Here is a 20,508-nt window from a genome sequence, read left to right on the forward strand (position 1 = left end):
GATGCATCGGATTTCGCTTTGCGTCTTCCAGTTCGCGATACCTGACGAAGAAACGCAGATGATGAATCGATCGCATGAGCTCGGCGACGGGAAATACCGCCGAAAACCAGTAAAATCACTGAGACACCACCGCCGATGTGTTTCCAGACGCAACCTCTTGGTGGAGCAATTGGAGTCTCGACGTCTGCTGGCCGTTGACTACGGCGACGCTCCCGACGCGAGCGATCTCTCCGGGGCGGGGGACTACGCGACGAGATCGCAGAGCGATGGAGCGGCACACGAAATTGTGCCCGGCCTCTTTCTCGGCCGGTGGGTCGACGGCGATTCTGGAACGGCGCAGGGATCGGGCGCGAAGGCTGACGACCACTCAACCGTGCTCGCGGATCTCACGGCCGACTTCGTTGCCGCCGTCGATCCTGCGGCCATGACTGCTGGTGACTCCATCGATTCAGACGCCGCAGGCGGGGGCACTTGGCAATACTTGGTCAGCGAGTCGATCGATCCGAGTAGCGGCTCCGCCAATCTGCAACGGCTCGCGTGGGACACAACGCTCAACGCGTTCGAAGATCCTGCATTCGATCACACCGATGGTTCAAATGGCGACTTCATGGGTTTTCCCAGCGGCGATGAACTCGCGTTTCACCCCCGCATTGCCGCAGCGAGCCACCGGTTGGTTGCACGCTGGGTCGCCGGTTCGACCGATGCGGGACAGATTGCCATCGAAGGTCGGGTACGCAAGAGTGACATCGCTGCTGGTGACGGCACGCGCCTATTGGTCTACGCCGATTCGGTCTTGGTCTTCGACGACGTGATTGAAGGCGAAGATGGTCGTGGATTCACTTTCACGTTGCCCGAGGTTGACGTGGCTGAAGGTTCGATCGTCGACTTCGTGATCGACGCCAATTCAAGCTCTAACTCTGATTCGACGCGTTTAAGCGCAACCATCACTCGCGGTGACGACGAAGACGGTGTCGTCGGTGGAAACTTGGAAGACTTCGACTTATTGCCCGGCCGACAGCCGGAGATCCAAGTCGTTGCGACCAACCTCACCGACAAGCCGGCGCTGCTGGCCGGTTGGATCGACTTCAACCAGGACGGCGTTTTTGACGACGCCGTCGAGCGAGCGGTCGCCGATGTCCCGATCGGCTCGGATGCCGCGACCGTGACGCTGGTGTTTCCCGAGCCTCCAGAAAACTCGGTCTTCACCACCTACGCCAGGCTGCGACTCAGCTCCGACACCGACTTCGTCGCCGATCCCCATTCGGATGGTTTGGTCGACAGCGGTGAAGTCGAAGATTACCGAATCGGAAGGCCATCACGCGTCTGGGTCGGTCAGGGCAACAACCACAGCGTCTTTAACGGAGCAAACTGGGCGATTCGAGATGCCGATGGAACGGTAACGCCATCGAGCCGGCCGCCGAGATTTTATGAAAATGTCGTCGTTTCGGAGCAATACGCCGGGGAAACTCTGCTGATCGAGACGGACCGCAGCGATCGGTTTCGCGTCCGTTCCATGCGGAGCGCCGCCGATCTGCAAGTACAGCAGAAAGGTCTCTTGCAAATCAATCAAGATTCCCGGATCGCCGGACTCACTCTTGACGGGGTGCGCACCGATTTTGGTGACTCGTTGCAGGCACCGTCCGGGACTCGACTGACCATCGACGGCGACTTGAGATGGAACCAAGCCCAAATCAACTCGATCAACTTGCAGGTGATGGGGAATCTTTTGATCGATAGCGATCGGGAACATGCATTGATCCGTAGCGCGATCAACGTCTACGGAGATGCATCTATCTGGTCCGGCGGTGACATCAATGCGAGCAGTTCGACCATTCGGAATCATGGAACGCTGACGACGACGTCCAATGCCGACAGCCTGCCGCCGGGAGCCTTCAACCCGCCCGCAACGATCGTCAACGAATCGGGAGCGACTTGGATTCATGATGCTCCGCCCGCCGCCGATGATGAAGCGGATCTTTTCGGGCGATTCTACAATCACGGGACATTGCAGCTCGATTCGGGCAAGCTTGCGATCGGAGATTGTTGCACTCCGCTGACGCACACCGGGCACTTCAATTTGCTTCCCGGTACGGAACTCACGTTGCGAAGCAAATTCACTCTGGATTCCAAATCTTCGGTGCGATCGGAAGCAGGCAGCGTGCTGGTCATCGAGACCAGTAACAACACGATTCGTGGGGCGATGGATGTCGACGGCACGCTGCTGATCGAAGGCGGCGTCGATTTTGATACGGCAGTTTCGCTTGCAAACCTGACCATAAACGGCGGTTCCATCGTTGCCTCCGACCCAGTCAACGTCACCGAGCACTTCCAGTTCCTCGGCGGCACGCTGGGCGGTGGAACGATCACGAGTGAGAAACTATTGACCCTGGGCAGCTTATCGGGCGACGACGGGCTGACGATCCGTTCCAACTTGATCAATGAAGGTCGGGCTGATTGGCAGGGTCAGAGCATTCATTTTGACAACGGTTCGATTGTGAACAGGGGCGTGTTTGTCGACGCGTCGGGCGGGAATCTCATCACCCCCGTGTTTAAGAGCGGGAACGTTGAGAACCACGGCCGTTGGACAATCGACGATTCGGTCGGTTCGTCGGGCGTGGCGACTCGCAAAGCGGATTTCGTCAATCATGGCGACTTCATGGTGGCGGGACAGAATGTGGAATTCTACCGCTTTGACCAGGAATCTGGAACGTTGCAGTTGGCCAATGGCGCGTTCGGGGTTGTCGGTGGCGACCTGAACCTACGCGGCGGTCAACTCGTCGGCGACGGACAAATCAATGGTTCCGTTTTGCAATCGGGCGGCACGATCAGTCCTGGGATGTCGCCCGGCATCCTGGGCATCAGCGGAGACTTGATTGTTACTGAGGGGGACTATCTGGTCCAGATCGGTGGCCCGGCGACAGATGAAAATGGTGACGATGCGGCTGGGCTCCATTTTGACCGCGTCACCGTCGGAGGAAACTCGCAGCTCGATCGAATCCGCGTCGAACTACTCGGCGACTACCAGCCGACGCTTTCGAGTCGGTATTTGGTGCTGCAGGCTAGCGGTGTCTCTGGGCCGGCAAGCGACAATGCGTCGGACGTTGGCATGACGATACCGGGCAGCGACTCGGTGGTCGAACTGGTCGTCACCACGTTGATCAACAGCCCGCCGATCGCAGATGCCGGCGGTCCCTACAGCGGCGTCGAAGGAACGCAATTCATACTCGACGCAACCAATAGCTTCTCTGCGAAGCAGTCGTCCGAGACGCTCGAGTACCACTGGGATCTCGATTACGACGGCGCGACATTTGATCCGCAATCCTTTGGCGCGACTTTGCCGGTGACGTTCTATGACGATGTGGATCCACCGCGCACCATCGCCGTCCGGGTCACCGATACAGATGGTGACGTTGACATCGCATCGACCACGTTTTCGATTGCCAATGTTGCACCCGACATGCGTGGAGCCTTTGGTGTGCCAAGGCTCTCGATCGAAATCGACGATGATTATGTCGCCACGCTTGTCGGACAATTCGAGGATCCCGGCCACGACACGCAAGCGGTTTTGATCGATTGGGGCGATGGCTTTCCACCGACGGAGCTCGCGCTCTCCGACGTTGAACGAGACTTCTCAGCGAACAGGACCTATCCGATCCCCGATTCGGCGACAAACTATTTGATTACCGTGACAGTGACCGACAAGGATGGCGGTAGCGACACGGGGCAGATCGGGCTGGAAGTACGGGAACCACTGTCGGAAATTCGCGGGATCAAATTTGACGACGCCAACGGAAACGGAATCCAAGATACTGACGAATTAGGGCTGCCTGGTTGGACCATCGAATTGTTCGATCCGACCGCGGGACAGATCCTTCAAACCGCTGTCACAGATGCTAGCGGTGCGTACGTCTTCGAGGAAGTTGCGTTGGGGGCCTACCAGCTACGCGAGACGCAGCAATTCGGATGGCATCAAACCTTTCCTGTCAATCCACTCGATCGCATCAGTACAGCCGCGGACGGAACCGAATCGGACGGCCAAAGCGATTCGCCATCGATTTCCGCGGATGGCCGGTTCATCGCATTTTCTTCTTTAGCATCCAACTTGGTTGCCGACGATGCCAACCGATTGCGTGACATCTTCGTCAAAGACACGGCGACCGGTGCGATCGAGCGCGTCTCGCTGTCGGTCAATGGCGATCAGCCCGACGGCGCAAGTTACACCCCATCGATCAGCGGCGACGGCAATATTGTTGTTTACCGCTCTGTCGCACAAAACTTGGTACAAGACGACCGCAACGTCGCCAGTGACATCTTCGCGTACGATCGTCGCACCGGCGTGACTCGGCGTGTGAGTGCAAACTTGGATCTGGACGAAGGCAATGAGGATAGCTTTGCACCGTCCATCAGCGGCAATGGTCGGTTCGTTGCGTTCGAGTCGACGGCGTCGAACCTGGTTGCCGGAGACACCAACGGAGTCGCCGACATCTTTGTGACCGATTTGCACACGGGGCTTACCAAACGCGTCAGCATCGCGAGCAACGGATCTCAATCGAATCGGGGAAGCTTTCAACCCAGTCTCAGTGACGACGGTCGATACGTCGTCTTTTCGTCGGGTGCACAGACGCTTGACGATCGTGACCGTGACTTGAATCTTGACATCTATGTCTACGATCGAGCACGAAACGCGCTGACGATCGCAAGTCGCGGTGCTGGTGGGCAAGCCGCAAACGGAGACAGTTTCGCGCCCGCCATCAGCGGTGATGGACAAGTCGTCTCATTTGCGACCACCGCAACCAATCTGTTGCCCGGCGACACAAACGGGCAGATCGATGTCTACGTTTCGGATTGGACCGACGGCAGGCTCCGTCGCGTCACGCACGGAAACGGGCCGAGCAGCGGGGCAAGTCTGAACGCTGACGGTACGAACGTGTTGTTCACCTCGTACGCGAGTGATTTGGTTTCAAGCGATACGAACAACGGGCCGGACGTCTTTTTTCACGATCGAACACTCGATGTCACCAAGCGGGTTGGACAGTCGCTGATCGAAGAGGCCGACCACTTCGCTCTGCATGCAGTGCTCAGTCAAGATGCCAGCGTGATCGCGATGGCATCTGACGGCAGCAACCTGATTGCGAACGACGCAAACGCGCGACGCGATCTTTTCACTCAGCGATTGACCGGGTCCTACGCAGTGAAGGTCGATTCGATTGGTGTAATCGACGGACTCGATTTCGGAAATCAGTTTCGGTTGGCTTCTATCTCGGGGCAAAAGTTCGCCGACGAAAACGGCAACGGCGTTCGGGACGTGGACGCCGAAACCGGTGCATTCGTCGAGCCGGGGCTGGATGGATGGACCATTCAGGCCGTTAACAGTCGGACCGGTGAGTCCTTTCTGACGGTCACGTCCAGCGTCGACCTGGACGGAAACGGAGTCATCGATCCGATCAGCGAGCAAGGGCTGTACGAGTTTTCGGCTTTGCCGCCCGGCGGATACGAAGTGTTTGAACGACTCGAGGACGGCTGGATCCCTTCATCGCCGCGTCTTCAACTTCCCGTGCCGTTGCAGTTTCGTGCACCGATCTCCAATGACCCACCACCCTTCGGTCCGGCCAACGACCCTCGACTTTCTGTCCCCGCAAGCAGGCTTTTGCGGACACAGCGCGTTCGAACACCCGTCACACGGATTCCGGCGGTCGCCGAAGGGCAAAGTGAGCAATTGCCGATCCTCTATGTCAAAGGCTTTAACGACGATGGTTCGGGGTGGGGAGAAACAGGATTGTACTTCCAAAACCTCGCCGACATCACCGACGGCCAAAGTTACGCGAAGGGTTCCGCGGGTATCGAGACTTACGGAATTCAATTCTGGTCAACCGACTTCGGAGATCCCAATCTTGACCCGGAGAATGACTCCTTCGATCGCAGTGGTGCGGTGGTCCAAACACTCGACGATTTAGCCGATCCCAACAACGTTCTGCGAAAACCGTCTGCCCAAGAATTCATACTCAATAGCCTTAGCGAGATATTTGCCGGGCTTTTTGATCCGGAGAATTGGGTGCTGGAGTGCCCCGATCTTCTTGATGTGACGTCGTGCCATATTCCGGCGTTGTCGTACGATTTTGCCGAAGCCCGCTCGAGTTACAACGTCAACGGATTGGCTCGTTACCACGCCGAAGACCTGTTGGAGTTACTGCAAGATCAGCTCGGTCGCGTCGGCCCTTTGAGTGGCGAGTCGCAAGTCAACTTTTTGACCCACAGCGCCGGTGGACTCGACACTCGCGCGGCGCTGGCGCTCCTGCAAGCGACCGGTGACCCGGCGCTGCAGCAGGCGGTTTCCAACGTCGTTTACACGGCACCTCCGTTTGGCGGCAGCACCGGAGCTGAAATGTTGAACGCGTTTTATGAAAACGACACGCTCGGAGCGACGCTACTCGATCCTTGGGTGACGGAATACTTGACCGATGCTTACTGGGGACCGTTTGAGTCCCTCGCGCGGCTGTTTATCGCCGAGCCGATTGTCGCGTCCGTCTACCAGGCGATCGACCTGTTCTCGGGAAGCTACGACACGCTTGCCGAAAAGATCGCCGCGGTCCCAGATGCCGAAGCGGTCTCGCTTGCCATCGACCAGACGATCGACGAATTGGATGGTTTCATCAAGAACGTCACGGCACATCTTCCCAGCGGATCGTTCGGGCTTGCAGAAATTGACGAATTCCTGAGCACCGATTCGAACAGCTTTGATCCGCTGTTTCGAGGTTCTATCACCAATGAATTGATCGTTCCGATCGTCAGGCAAGTCTTGACAGCGGCGATGGGCCTGCCCGGACAACCGAAATTGCGGGACGACCTGCGGCCGTACGAAGCCATCCACGATAATCTTGAGCAGTTCGACGCGAACTTGCAGATTCCCCAGTTCGTTGTGTGGGGCGAAGGCGGGTTCTTGCGATTTCTCGCGGGAGACGCCGCCCCGAATACCCCCGTTCCGATCAATCAAGGCCCACCGCTGGAACTGGCCGCTGCGGACCCGAGATCCCTTCACGCGTACGGCAACGAAGACCGTCAGGGGCTTGATTTCAGTCAGATCGACACTCAGCCGGGGGACGGCAATTTGTCTCGGACCAGCGCGCTCTTTTTGACCGATCTGGCCGGCGGCTACATGAAAGCTTTGGCGGGTTTCTCAAGACACACTCACGGAACGATCCCGACGGATCTGTTCACTTCCGAATCCAATATTCAAGGCTCGTTTCTGCAGCAAGACGACGACAATCAAGCGTCGCTGGGCGAGGTGATCGTTGAAACGCTTCTCACTCCAGTCACGTCACTCGCCGTCACGGAAGAAACAGTTGTAGTCGATCCTGATGCACGAATCTATCGATTGAATGGCGACGCGGAGATCAGCTTTGAATCGGAAGAAAAAATCTTTCTGGACGAATTCAACCGCGTCTTTTCCGTTCGCCCGTCCGGTGTCGAATACCGCGTCGCTGCCGAAGATCAAATCGACCATGCGGATTGGATACTGGTTGATCCAAATCAATTCTCGCGTCGCGCGGTTTCCCTTTCCAGCGGCCTGGGGATCGCCGACGAACAACCGTTTACGCTGCAGTGGCGTTCACTCAATCAGCACGGCGGCCGCGAAGCCATACGCAGTGCGACATTCATCATCGACACCAACGCACCGAGTCTGCAGTATGTAGATGTCTTTGATGCTGAGTCACCCGATGACGGCAGCCAGATCTACTTTAATGGTCGGCCGCTGATCAGCAATACGTTCCAGTCGCGGCGATTCGATGGACCGGCAACGTTCTCCAAGCCCATCGATTGGTACATCAATCTCGACCGGGGAAAGCAGATTCACCTGGAGTTTGATTCACCAACGAATTTTGAATACGCGTGGAATGACCCGAATCTGTCCAGCCCCAGCACATCGGTCCAGGGCGACCCCGCGGCAGGCATCATCGAGTTGTTCGTTCGCCGCAATGAAGCTGGCTCCGTGCCGGTCCTGGGCATCGGGCTCACCTACTTGGAAGAGGGGACCCAGGTGCTTTATTACCGCACCAGCGATGCCAATGGAAACCAATCGGCCATCCAGTCAATCGAATTCTTTGTCGATGCGTCGCCCCCGCAGTTGCAGTTCAGCGTGGCGAACAATCAGATTGTTGGGCCACAAACGCCGATCACCTTCCTAGCAACGGACGTTGGCGTGGGGATTTCCGAAGCGCGAGTCACTCTTCCCGGCGTGGGCAACTTGGGCTCCGGTGCGAGCTTTTCCCTTTCTGAAACGGCCTTTGCCAGTCAGATTAACTCCGGCGAAAGCGTCAGTTTGAACGGGCTCGCAGAAGATTTGGTGGGCAATCAACAATCGACGACGTTCTCCCTCGTCTACGATTATCTCGGCCCTTCAACCGAAATCGAATCCATTTCGGTGGGAACACGTCTTGCTGATGGTCGAATCATCACGACCGTTCCTGAGGTGACCGTGGTGTTTCGGGTCGACGATGATGCCGCGGGATTGGACGAGGCGAGTTTATCGTGGAGCGTTGGTGCGGCCGGAAATGGGGCGCTGTCCACTGGAACCCCGAGACCGCTCGGTGACGGTCGTTATGAGGTGAAGGTTCCATTGGCGATCGGTGAAAATCATTTACAGTTGCGGGCGACCGATAACGTCGGCAACCCAAGCTTTACCATACAAACGTTGTTGCGATCGCCCAGCCACCGTCTGGAACTGGATCGAGGCGATCGGGTCTCGGGCGTCGACTTTGGAAACACACGATTTGGATCGATCAGCGGATTCATTTTTAACGACGCAACCGGTGACCTGCGCTACGACTATCCCGATGACCCGCCATTGGAAAACGTCGCAGTCTATGTCGATCGAAATTCAAATGGCCGCTTTGATGCTGGCGAAGCAATGGTATTCAGCGATGTGGAGGGTCGATACCAATTCAATCACTTGCCGCCGCGGACCTACGACATCCGTGTGATGGTTCCCGCAGGTTACGAACTCGTCTCTCCCCCCGACGGACTGCAATCGGTGTCACTTGGCATCCAGGATTCTGTCGACCACCTTTCGTTCGGTTTCGAGTTTTTGGGGGCGACCATCGCGGGCAGAGTGTTTGACGATGCCAACGGCAATGGCGAACTCGACGCCGGCGAGTCTCCTATCTCGGGCTTCGGTGTGAACTTGAGCGTTGGGGCGATGACTTCCAACCGTGACTTTGTGACAGCCACAGATGCCGACGGGCATTTTTCATTCTCTGGTCTACAGCCTGGCGACTACACCGTCCTGATTAACGAACCGGCGCAGTACGAATCCACGACCGACACGAGCCGAGTCGTGAGCATCGCCGAGGGCCAAGTCGACGACAAGACTTTCTTTGGTCTTTTCGAAACGACATCTGTCAGCGGATCGGTGTTTGAAGACCTGAACAAGGATGGCAATCGAGACGCGGGCGAACCGATGCTAAGCGATTTCGTCGTCGAAGTCGACTATCACAGCGACGGTTCGATCGACCAGACGATGCAATCAACGGAATCTGGATTCGACTTTTTCGGCTTACCGTTCGGGCAACACGTCGTTTCGCTCGTCCTACCGGAGGGCTTCACTCAGTCTCAGTTTGTTGACGGAGGTGATTATTCGATCGCGATTGAAAGTGGCACCCAACTGGTCGACCTGGATTTCGGCGTCATCGACCGGCGTGGTGTCGTCACAGGGACGAAATTTGAAGACCGGAACGGCAACGCGGTTCACGACCCAGCCGAGCCGGGGCTTGCCGGCTGGACCATCTATGCCGACATCAATGACAACAAGGTGTTGGACCCCGACGAGCCAACAACAACGACATCCTCCGATGGATCGTACGAGCTAAGACTGCCCGTGGGCGACTATGTGATTCGCGAGGTGCCGCAAGCGGGTTGGAATCAGACATTCCCCGTCGCGGTGGATTATCAGTCGATCGCGATCTCCAATTTTGTCAAAGGTAACTTGTCGCTGTCCGGGCCGTACATCGTTTGGGGTGAGAGCACTTCACCCGGGGGACGCTTGCGGCGATTCGACGGCAACAATGTGGTGGACATTGTTGTGATCGAAGATGAAGGGATCACATCATTCGACGTCACCCGCGATGGGACTGTTTCTTGGGCGTTGGATCCCGATCGCTTCGATAACGACAGCGACGAGAACGACATCTATCAAAACGTCTCAGGAACGGTGCGGCGATTGACACGAAACGGTGTCGAAGACGGCGATCTGCTGACCGACGGAGATCATCTGATCTACAAGAGCGGAAACAATTTGTTTTTGAATGACGGTGAGAAGACCATCGTCTTGTCGCAAACTGCTGGGATTGCGGCTGCCGATGGCGGCAGCGTCGTCTTCAATGCGATCGACATCGCGGCCAATCGCATCGGACTTTACCACTACAACGGCGAACTGATACGAGAGATTTCCGACGCGGCGAGTGAGTTCGTCTTCGAGATCGACGTCCATGGCAGCTACACCGCCTGGGTCCAGTACGATTCCGCTAGCCAGTGGTATTCGGTGTGGAGAGACGACGGCCAAGGTGCACAGCAAATCGACACCGGACCAGAAACCGCAACTGAAGTGCAGGTTGACGCATCCGGTAACGTCGCGTGGCTTCGTTGGTTTGACGAGGACAATGCGGAGGTGATTTTTCATGCTGGCGGTGCGCTGTCCACATTGACGAGCGACGGGTCGAGAAAACTAGACCTGTCGCTCGATGCCGGGGTGGCCGCGTGGTCGCGTTCGACCGTCGAGAGCTCGAGGGTGTTCATCTACGATGGACGCGAGATCCTTGAGCCCGGATTTAGCTTTTGCTATGGACCGGTCGTGGAGGAAGGTCGCGTTGCGTTCTTCGCATCCGACATCGGGACGTTGACGACCACGGACGTCTACGTCACGGACGTGCGGAGCTATCACGCGGTCTCGATCGATGTGGGACAATCGGTCAGCGAGATCGATTTCGGCAATCGCGCCGAAACAGCCACACTTTCCGGCAGTGTCTTTGCGGATCTTGATGGGGATGGCGTTCAAGATCCGGGTGAAGGCCCTCTGAACCGCGCGGACATTGAACTGCTTTTGCTTCCCAGCCGCCAAGTGCTCGATACGGTGTCAACCGATGAATCAGGGCAGTTTGAGTTTGCCGTCGAACATGGGGTGGAGTACCTGGTTCGAGTTTCGGTGGGGCCCGGGGAAGAAGTGACTTTTCCGGAAAATCGAATTTATACTTTGACGCCGACTGCCGGTAGCACAAACGTCTTGACGTTCGCCGTCACGACCAACGCTTCGACCGATAGCGATGGGATACCAGATTCGGTCGAAGATGGTGCGCCGTTCGGAGGTGATGGAAACAATGATGGCGTCCCAGACCGTCAGCAACCCCATGTCGCGTCCTTGCCAAACGCCGAGGATGATACCTATGTGACGATTGTCGCGCCGGAAGGCACCGAGCTGGTCGCGGTGACCGCGTTTGACGACCACCCGGAACCTGACAAAATACCGTCAGACGCAAAGTTCCCGGTCGGATTCATCAGTTTTGAACTACACGGTATCGAGATAGGAGAAACGGTCGATGTCAGACTCGTGTTGCATAACAACTCGTTGATTTCGAATTATTACAAGTACGGACCGACTCCGGATGATACCGATCCCCACTACTATCGCTTCACGCGAACTTCGAAATGGGGAATTCAATCGTTGTCGCCTGGGGAAGTCGTGCTGCGGTTCACCGATGGTAGGACCGGAGACGACGATTTGACAGAGAATGGCGTGATCGTTGATCCCGGTGCCCCGCTGTTGATCACGTCAGGGCGCGTGCAAAACCCGATCGACCCCTTCGACGTCAACAACGACGGCGAGACATCGCCATTGGATGCCCTTCAAGTGATCAACTACCTGGCCAGAAACCAAGGCGACGGTGAATTCATCGCTGCCATGGGAGAATCGCTTGTGTTCCTCGATGTCAACGTCGACGATCGCGTGAGCCCACTCGACGCACTCGCCGTTCTCAACGAAATCGCAAGAAGAACCTCTCCGATGACCGAGGCTGAAATGCCACCACCGCTCGCGTCCGACTGGCTACGCCCCTATCAATCACCGACCGATGACGAGGAGTTTGAGCATACGATCGGACTACTTGCGCACGAGTTGGTCCGGCGCAGCCCACTCGCACCGCTCTAGACGACTCACCAACGCAATGCGGCCCATCACAACAAGCGTCGAGTCCATTGTCGGCAGGGAGATTGGTCAAAAAATTGGGTGGTCAAAAAATGTTGGGGACCCAGAAGTCGTGGCCGCGAGCTGGCTGCATTTTTTGACCAATCAATTTTTCGACCCTTATCCCAAATGCCCTAGCCTTGCCCGCAGCTGGGCTGGGACAAGTCTGAGCCTCCTGCGATTGAACGTCGTTTCCAGGACAGGGGCGCACAACCGGTCTTCTCGTTATTTCTCATTGATGGGCAATCGACCGGCTACTAGTTCGCGATCTGTTCGAGGTAGTCGGTGCCGTGTTGCTGGTACCACTGAGCCACTGTTTCCAAGTCGCGGCAATTGATCAGCATGTCGGCTCCTGGTGCCTGCTCGGAAACAAGCATTTGCGAAAGCCACCAAGCAACCGTTTCCTCTTCCCACCAGTATTCGCTCTGCTGGTACTCCGTCGCCCACTTCAAGCCGTGTGCGCCACGCGTCTCAATGACGACGCGTACTGCGGCCAATTGAAGGGCCACCGATCACGAACGATGGTGTGCAAGCACCGTCCGAACACGAGTCCCGTGAGGGCTTCGTCGACACTATCAATCAGCGTCGTCGTTGCATCACCTTGACGATTCCACGTGTGTCCATCGACTGGACAGCGTCGCTATCACGACACCCTGCGCCGTGAACGGATCATGGTCATGCCGCCGAGCAGCAGTACCAGCGCGGCACTGGGCTCGGGAATGGCCGTCAGGCGACTGGAGGCGTAGTGTTCCAAGTAAAAGTCTCCGCTGACGTTGCGGCCGGCAATCATCGAACCATAAAAAGATTGTGTATCGACCGAGATGTTTCCGGCGGGCGTGTAGACCGTGCCGAGGAACTCGTTCAAGAACCCGCTGCCAATTTCGAAATCGCCATGGACTTCCCAGGTGACTTCACTCGCCAAGTCGACAAACGACGGGGGCGGGTTGTCGCCGGGATCGACGAATTCGGTGCCGTTGACGTAGAGCTGCAATCCGGTTCCCAGATCGACATCATCTTCGACGTAAACGTTGATCTGGCCACCGGTCAGATCGAGATACAGATCGGTCGAAATGCCGAGTGTCAGATTGCGGAGAAAATAGTCTCCACTGGTCAGGTGCAACTCTTTCAGCGACGAACCGCTGAGGTCGACCGATCGATAGCTTCCGGGGGTCAAGTTGACGACCTCTTGACCGGCCAAATTGTAATCCACTGATCCCGCGACGAAATCGGTGGTGTGCGGCATGGCGATCGAGGCAACCGTATTGCCCGCTTGCGTCACCGTTCCCGTGACCACACTGGATGCGTTGGCGGAAATGTCACGCCCGTAGGTCGCATTTCCGACGACATCGGTCCCGCTACTAAACGTGATGTCTCGATTGGCAAACAGATCGCCGTTGATATCGATCAAGCTGGCTGTGGTGACGATGTCTTCGACGGCGTAAAAATTGCCGCGGTTTCGCGTCGGACGCTGAATCCCGTAACCAAACTCGACAGAAATATTCTCGCGGGCATAAACGTCGCCCAGCACGGTGCTGTACGTATCGAGCGTCACCATCTGACCGGCGTAAATCGCGAAGTCGGTCGCTTTTGCGTCCGCCGCGACTTGCGCGGATACCGTTGTTTGTAGACAAGAAACCGTCGCACAAAGAACTGCGACGACAATCAGAGATCGTCGAAACATGAGAAAATGACTCCGAAGCAAAGTGTGAAAGGACCAGCCAACGATCGGACGCGAGTCAGAGCATAGTTGGGGCTATGATTCGGGTTTAGTCCAAAATCAGCCGGTCCAGCGCGATCAAATACTGCTTCTGGGGCCAGCGGGATTGATCAAAAGGGAGCCCGTCCGTCCGGGTAGACTGCCCGGACGAGGACTCGCGCGTCGCGCCCGTCTTAATTTCGGAGAATGGTCAAAAAATAGGGGTGACCGAAGAGTCATTGCTGCGAGCTGACTCCATTTTTTGACCAACAAAGTTTTTGACCCCCATCCCACCCTCCCCGACCCGCGCTTGCATGCGGACTCGGGCACGTCGAAGCAACTACTCGGTGGGCGGCATCGAATCGCGGCACCAAATCGCCGCACTAACAACTGGATTTGCAGGTAGCGAAATGATACCATTTGGTCTGAGGTGATTTATGGGTCAGCCAGTCAAGCTTTCGGATCAACTTGTCGACGACGCGCGTGCGGTCGTGCCGTTCTCCCAGCGGAGCATTGCCGGGCAGATTGAATTCTGGGCCGGGCTTGGAAAATCGATCGAACCACTCCTGCGTGGCGACCGCTCGTTATTGTTGCAGAGATCGGGTTCCGAGCGATCCCTTTCGCAAGCGGTTGCGGAGGTCGACACCGTCGCGGGTCGCAAGCGTGTCGAGGCCTATCTGAAGCAACGTCCCTATCCGCATTACAAGCCGGTCCCTGGTGACCCGGAGTTGCTCCGACGCATCGAAGCAGACGGATCGGAAGTGATTGGCCGATTTGTCGGCCGCGACTTTGTCGAAGTCGAGGGTAAACGTTGAGTCTGCCGTTTGCGTTCCTGGACCGGCGACCCATCGTCATCGCGATTGCTGGATCCAATGGTGCGGGGAAATCGACCTTCTTTGAGACGTTTCTTTCCGACTGCGGCCTGCGTTTCATCAACGCGGATGTGATCGCAGAAGGGCTGGAGATCGGTGCATACGAAGCAGCCGAGTTGGCAGCGGCCATTCGTTCGTCGCTCGCAGCCCAGGGAGAGAGTTTTATCTTTGAAACGGTGCTCTCCGATCCTGTCGGCGACAAAGTCGACACGCTCGCGACGTATGTTGAGTCAGGTTTCACCGTCGTGCTATTGTTCATCGGCGTTGATAGCGCCCGCGAGTCGATCCGTCGTGTCGCGATGCGTGCTAGCCAGGGAGGCCATGACATACCCGATGAAAAATTGAAGGGCCGCTTCGCACGTACCAAAGCGAATCTACAAAGAGCCATCGCACGTCTTCCGCATGTCGTGGTCTACGACAACAGCAACTTGGAAGAACCTTTTCGGTTGGCGGAGGTCTACGAGAACGGTCAACGAGTCGTCGTCTAGCGAGAACACGATGGAGAATGGTCAAAAAATTTGTTGGTCAAAAAATTCAGCCATCTCGCAACGACGACTCCTCGGTCACCCACATTTTTTGACCAACCGATTTTTTGACCCCTATCCCTGCCGCGAGAATCGTGGCCTCGATTACCAAAAAGACGGCGCGGTTGCGAAGTCTCGTTCAGCACTCGCTGAGGTTGACGGAGATCTGGCTGGCCAAGCCGCCTTCGGAGGTCTCTTTGTACTTTGAGTTCATGTCCTGTGCGGTTTCCCACATCGTGCGGACCACGTCGTCGAGTGACACGCGGGCATCATCGGGGTTGCGATCCAGCGCGATTTGCGACGCGGTGATGGCTTTGATTGCGCCGAAGGCATTGCGTTCGATGCAGGGGATCTGAACCAGTCCGCCGATCGGATTGCAGGTCATCCCGAGGTGGTGTTCCATGGCAATTTCGGCGGCCATTGTTGCTTGACGTGCTGAACCGCCGAGTCCTTCGGTGAGCGCCGCGGCAGCCATGGCTGAGGAGACCCCGATCTCGGCTTGGCAGCCACCCATGGCCGCCGAGATCGTTGCACCCTTTTTAAAGATGCATCCAATCTCCGCCGCCGTCAGCAGGAAATCGATGAATGCGTCGGCTGCCGTGTCGCAGAAACATTCGAAATACATCAACACGGCGGGAATGACGCCCGCGGCACCATTGGTTGGCGCCGTGACCACTCGTCCGAATGCCGCGTTCTCTTCGTTCACCGCCAAGGCAAAGCAACTGACCCAAGCCATGACACGTTGAAAGTCTCTTGGCTGTTGGTGAATCGCTGCGAGAAACTCCTTTTGATCCGTCGGACACTCGCGACCGAGTAGGCGGCGGACCGTTGCTGCGGCGCGTCGATGAACATTGATGCCGCCGGGAAGGACGCCATCGGTTAAGCATCCGCGATGAATGCAGTCCAACATCGTGTCCCGTATCGCGGCCAACCCGTGTTGAATCGCAGCGTCATCCCGCCACGCCCGCTCGTTCTGCATGACGACCTCGCTGATGCGAAGGGATTGCCGATCGCAGTGACCCATCAGATCGCGCGCCGAGTCAATGGGAAAGGGAAGGTTCACCGAGTCGTCCGTCGACGCTTCGTCGCCCGCCTTGACGATGAAGCCACCACCGATGGAGTAGAAAACAGCGGCTTGCTGTTCGTCATCAGTCAGCACCGCAGTGAAACGCATCCCGTTGGGATGTTCGGGAAGCTGCTTGTCAAAATGAAATCGAATGTCAGTGGTTGGATCAAAAACAATCTCGTGACCGCCCAGCTGAATCGTCCGGCGGGATGCGATCTCGCGGATCGACGGGGCGATCAACTCCACGTCGATGGTCGTCGGGTCGTGACCACACAATCCCAGTTGCACTGCAACATCGGTCCCGTGCCCCTTCCCGGTCTTGGCCAACGAGCCGTAAAGGTCGATGGTGACCCGCTTGACGGAACCCATTTTTGAACCCAGTTCATCGACGAACTGACGAGCCGCACGCCATGGACCCATCGTGTGCGAACTCGATGGCCCCACGCCGATCTTGAACATGTCAAAGACGCTCAGTGATTCCTGTTTGATCATCTCGGTGACCGCTGCGGTCCAGTTCCATCCGTTTTCAACCCTTGAGTGCATGCTCATCGGAGATCATACCGAGAATTTCCGACCAAACCACTCGATGGGTTGTTTAGAATTTCCTCAGCGGTCTGATCCACGCCATTGTCGTTGGTTTTCCGGGGCACCGTAAATCTAATAGCTGACGGAGCACGATCGGTTGGCAAGACGATGGGGGCAAGACGATGGGGGCAAGACGATGGGGGCAAGACGATGGGGGCAAGACGATGGGGCGTGCTTTGACGGCCGTCGTGGGATCACCTAAAATGCGGTCGCTCTGCGGGTGTAACTCAGTTGGTAGAGTGACAGCTTCCCAAGCTGTTTGTCGCCGGTTCGAATCCGGTCACCCGCTCTGACGTGACCTGTTCTCTCGGCCGGCGTTGTCTTTCAGTGTGGGGCAAGACGCAGGCGAGTTGTCAGCGACAATCTTGGTGCCACGATTGGACGGGGCCGTGCTAGATCACAAAGTGACTGCGCTCGCCATCGGCCGCGCGAAGCAGTTCTTGAAGTTTCACCATGTCGAGCGTGTAGTTGCTGATACGGTCAACAATCTCCAGCTTTTCGGTGTTGTGGCAGACTTCTGCGGCTTCTCGACAGGGAGCCAGGGAATCAACCGGCTCGCTTCCCGGAGCGATGTAAACGCCACACCACCCGGCGAGGTCGCGGCATAGATCGTCACGCCGTTCTTTCAGTTCACAATACCTCTGTTCCAGCCTGTCGCGAGTATCGCCCGCGATTCGCGAATCGGGTGACATGGCTCTGCTCCTCGAATGCCTGTCGATAATGGATCGTTCCGCGTTCATTGAAGTGGCAATTTTCGTGCCAATGGCGGTAGCCCCGTCATCCGGCTGTCCGGTTTCAAAAAAACAGCCAACGACGATTCGTTTCGGCAAACGCCGTGCATCGACGCACAGGTTCCCGCACGATAAACGTCTCGGTGTGCAGACAATCGGCGTGCCCGGTGACGCGAATCGTCAATTGCATTGTGGGCACGTGGATGCTACCTCAGAGTTGCCATTCCGTCTGGACACCTTGGCTGCGGATCGACCGCTGGAAGTCGGCCAGCCGAGTCGGAGTGTCTGCGATGGCATGCGGCGTTAGATTGTGCGTGATCGCGAAGTCAGCCAGACAGCCGACCGCTTCGCCGATGCCCCACTCCACCGGATGCAACCTGTAACAACCGTTGGTCACGTGCGTCGTACCGATGTTCTTGCAGGCCGGCAACAGGTTTTGCATTCGCACGGGCAGCAACGCGCCGAGCGGAATCTGAAACGGCAACGACGCAAAGTCGATGTAGTTGTCGCCTCCACTGCTGGGATGAAGATCGATGTGATAACTGCCCACGCCGACCGAGTCTGCGAATCTGGCAGCGCTGACTTCGTTGATCGGTTGACCGGTCACCAGACTCCGATTCTGTCGCCCCACGTGTTCCTCCAACACGGTGAAGCGTGCCCGGATCCGGCGTGACTCGCGAACGTAGGGCATCTTGGCGAGTCCGTCGCTGCTGCCCATCAGGTCACCGCGGAGCCGCAGTCCTGCGAAGCCCGTTCCTCCGTCGGGGCGAGGTGCTTCGGTTTGCAGCCAGTACAGCAGACACAGACTCAATTGTCGCGCCCGCTGCAGATGCGTCTCGGCCGCCTCGGGGCCTTCGCCGAACAGGTTCCCCAGCAAGTAATCGTTCTGCGGCCAATTGATCAGACTGACATCACTGTCGAACCGTCCGGGCTTGAACAGCGACGCGTCGATGATGCGGCGATAGGTCCATAAATTCAACACACCGTTGACCGATCGACCACCCAGCGGATCAAAACCCAACGTCTTGGGATCGCCGGACGACGGATGGGTGTACGTCAAATCGAGTAACTTACCAGGCCACGGCGGAGTGAGTTGGGGCACGAAGTCACGCCAAAATTGCCACTCCGCGGGTTGCTCGATCACATGATTCTGGTCCGGTAAATAGTCCACGGCGAAGCAGACGGTAAACGCCTGGTGGTTGTCAGGATCGGCCACTGCTGCGGCATGTAGCTCGCCGGTTTCCGAACGCGCTTCCGAACCGCTGACAAATTCGGTGTTGGTCAGTGGCAACAGGTCACCCGTTTCGCTGGCGTCGACAAAATACGTGCCACGCAACACGGTCGAATCACCTGTGAGGGTTGATCGAACCGTGACCGCTTCGACGCGATCATGCGTCACATCCGCTGAGACGGGTGTGGTGTCGAGTAACAGTTGCAATTGCCCCGAATGCCGGTAGGGAGCGAGCTGGCGCAGGAGGATTTCCAGAGAGACTTTCGGTTCCGAACACAGCCGCGAAACGTTGCCGTTGCCGGGGTTCAAATGTGGATTGTTTCGAGCCGCATCGGTCAACGGATAGTTGTCGCGATAGTAGTCGCGGATCTGCGATCGAAACTCACGGTAGGACCGGTTAGCTCCCGTGGTTTCAATCCAACGATGCTCATCCGGCGGCACGCCCTGGCTGGTCAGTTGCCCGCCGATCCAATCCGACGGTTCCGTCATGACGACTCGCCTGCCGTTGCGAAGTGCGGCAAGTGCGGCGGAGCATCCGCCCAGGCCTCCACCGATAATCACGATGTCGGCCTGGAGTTCGGTTGCGGCATAAGCGGGCGTCAATGTCGCAGCCAGCGACGTGAGCGCAAGGGAAGAACAGAATTGTCGTCTTTTCAAATTCATGAAATTCGTTCGTGAAAGGCGGGAATGGTGTGGGCGGGCGTGATCTGGAGTACCATAGCCAGGGGAGCGGGGACTGTCGTACCTGCGACCAGCCAAGACTCGATTGATTCTCGCCAAATTCTATCTGATCTCATTTATTCCTGGATTGGTTTCATGCAAAAGTATGCGGTCCTGTTCTTGATGACACTTGTCGTTTATTCGTCAGCCCCCGCTGCGATCATTACTTGGGGGGCGGTGCAGGACACGACTGCGAGTGCCGCAAACGACGTTGTTGATGGCGGCGACGTTGTTCTTGCGATCAATGGCCAGAGCCAAAGCAATACCAGTCCGCTGCGGCAAGGATCTGTGACGCTTGATGGGATTCTCTTTGAGTCGCCAGACGCCCAAGACTTCTTGGGAAACGTTGCAACGCCGACTCTCAACGCACTCTCGCTTCCCAGTGGGCGAACCGCCGGCGATGCCGACTACGATACCTTTCTTACACACGTCGCCTTTGCCGACGTCTCGCAGGCCGGATTGGCGGGGACGGATGTGGATTTGATCTACCCCATCGCTGGGCTCTCGGTCGCAACCGATTACCTGGTCCAGTTGTGGTACACCGATGAGCGGCCGACCGGAACGAACCGATCCGCGATCTTCGGTGACAACGAGACGCCCAATCACACGGTCGTCGTTCCGGGCCAAGGGGCGAACGGATTTGGCAGTTTTGTGGTGGGAAGCTTTACGGCGGATTCGAGTACTCAAGACTTGCGAATCGGCATCGAGAATGCTCCTCGGGCGCATTTGACCGGGATACTCGTTCGCGCCGTCGCCATTCCCGAGCCGTCATCGTTTGCGTTTCTCGCGTTGGGCATGACGGTCGCCGTCGGTCGTCGCAGACGCAGGTCGATTGGCTAACCGTCGACTGACTT

The 20,508-nt window shown here is 57.1% G+C and carries 10 protein-coding genes and 1 tRNA gene; 5 read left to right on the forward strand and 6 right to left on the reverse strand.

The features are described from left to right. Positions 1-58: 58 nt before the first annotated feature. The gene (locus TBK1r_RS01695; RefSeq protein WP_419580862.1) at positions 59-12,193 is read left to right on the forward strand and encodes an SdrD B-like domain-containing protein; all 12,135 of its coding nucleotides are present in this window, start codon (positions 59-61) and stop codon (positions 12,191-12,193) included. Positions 12,194-12,486: 293 nt separating this feature from the next. On the opposite strand, the gene TBK1r_RS01700 is transcribed toward TBK1r_RS01695, so the two are convergent. Next, a complete protein-coding gene (locus tag TBK1r_RS01700; RefSeq protein ID WP_145207237.1) occupies positions 12,487-12,738 on the reverse strand; it encodes a hypothetical protein in 252 nt (83 codons plus the stop codon). Between the two features lie 134 nt (positions 12,739-12,872). Then, positions 12,873-13,910 carry a DUF7305 domain-containing protein gene (locus TBK1r_RS01705; protein ID WP_145207238.1) on the reverse strand — a complete coding sequence of 346 codons (1,038 nt, stop codon included), beginning with the start codon at positions 13,908-13,910 and terminating at the stop codon, positions 12,873-12,875. A gap of 452 nt (positions 13,911-14,362) precedes the next feature. Here TBK1r_RS01705 and TBK1r_RS01710 point away from each other — a divergent pair, with 452 nt between their 5' ends. Then, the gene (locus tag TBK1r_RS01710; RefSeq protein ID WP_145207239.1) at positions 14,363-14,740 is read left to right on the forward strand and encodes a TA system antitoxin ParD family protein; all 378 of its coding nucleotides are present in this window, start codon (positions 14,363-14,365) and stop codon (positions 14,738-14,740) included. Further along, on the forward strand, positions 14,737-15,285 hold the full coding sequence (locus TBK1r_RS01715; protein ID WP_145207240.1) for an ATPase: 549 nt from the start codon (positions 14,737-14,739) through the stop codon (positions 15,283-15,285). The genes TBK1r_RS01710 and TBK1r_RS01715 overlap by 4 nt, the downstream gene beginning before the upstream one ends. Positions 15,286-15,460: 175 nt before the next feature. Here the strand turns inward: TBK1r_RS01715 and TBK1r_RS01720 are convergent, their stop codons facing one another. Then, the gene (locus TBK1r_RS01720) at positions 15,461-16,936 is read right to left on the reverse strand and encodes an L-serine ammonia-lyase (protein ID WP_419580863.1); all 1,476 of its coding nucleotides are present in this window, start codon (positions 16,934-16,936) and stop codon (positions 15,461-15,463) included. A gap of 252 nt (positions 16,937-17,188) precedes the next feature. Between TBK1r_RS01720 and TBK1r_RS01725 the strand changes: the two genes are divergently transcribed. Next, positions 17,189-17,261: transfer RNA gene (locus tag TBK1r_RS01725), tRNA-Gly, on the forward strand. A 103-nt stretch (positions 17,262-17,364) separates the two neighbouring features. On the opposite strand, the gene TBK1r_RS01730 is transcribed toward TBK1r_RS01725, so the two are convergent. The 3 genes from TBK1r_RS01730 to TBK1r_RS01735 all read right to left on the reverse strand — a co-directional run bounded on the left by TBK1r_RS01730 (position 17,365) and on the right by TBK1r_RS01735 (position 19,597). Continuing rightward, on the reverse strand, positions 17,365-17,664 hold the full coding sequence (locus TBK1r_RS01730) for a hypothetical protein (protein ID WP_145207241.1): 300 nt from the start codon (positions 17,662-17,664) through the stop codon (positions 17,365-17,367). Positions 17,665-17,767: 103 nt separating this feature from the next. Further along, entirely contained in the window at positions 17,768-17,902 is a 135-nt protein-coding gene (locus TBK1r_RS38130) for a hypothetical protein (RefSeq protein ID WP_419580864.1), read from the reverse strand. A 12-nt stretch (positions 17,903-17,914) separates the two neighbouring features. Further along, a complete protein-coding gene (locus TBK1r_RS01735) occupies positions 17,915-19,597 on the reverse strand; it encodes an FAD-dependent oxidoreductase (RefSeq protein ID WP_145207242.1) in 1,683 nt (560 codons plus the stop codon). A 153-nt stretch (positions 19,598-19,750) separates the two neighbouring features. On the opposite strand from TBK1r_RS01735, the gene TBK1r_RS01740 reads away from it, so the two are divergent. Then, positions 19,751-20,494, forward strand: a complete 744-nt coding sequence (locus TBK1r_RS01740) for a PEP-CTERM sorting domain-containing protein (RefSeq protein ID WP_419580865.1) — start codon at positions 19,751-19,753, stop codon at positions 20,492-20,494. The last annotated feature ends 14 nt before the right edge of the window (positions 20,495-20,508 follow it).

The organism is Stieleria magnilauensis (assembly GCA_007753675.1).
GTDB lineage: Bacteria > Planctomycetota > Planctomycetia > Pirellulales > Pirellulaceae > Stieleria > Stieleria magnilauensis.

Coding starts and splice junctions, on each gene's coding strand:
- TBK1r_RS01710 (WP_145207239.1), top strand. CDS start 14,363: ATGGGTCAGCCAGTCAAGCTTTCGGATCAACTTGTCGACGACGCGCGT.
- TBK1r_RS01730 (WP_145207241.1), bottom strand. CDS start 17,664: ATGTCACCCGATTCGCGAATCGCGGGCGATACTCGCGACAGGCTGGAA.
- TBK1r_RS01740 (WP_419580865.1), top strand. CDS start 19,751: ATGCAAAAGTATGCGGTCCTGTTCTTGATGACACTTGTCGTTTATTCG.
- TBK1r_RS01695 (WP_419580862.1), top strand. CDS start 59: ATGATGAATCGATCGCATGAGCTCGGCGACGGGAAATACCGCCGAAAA.
- TBK1r_RS01705 (WP_145207238.1), bottom strand. CDS start 13,910: ATGTTTCGACGATCTCTGATTGTCGTCGCAGTTCTTTGTGCGACGGTT.
- TBK1r_RS01735 (WP_145207242.1), bottom strand. CDS start 19,597: ATGAATTTGAAAAGACGACAATTCTGTTCTTCCCTTGCGCTCACGTCG.
- TBK1r_RS01720 (WP_419580863.1), bottom strand. CDS start 16,936: ATGAGCATGCACTCAAGGGTTGAAAACGGATGGAACTGGACCGCAGCG.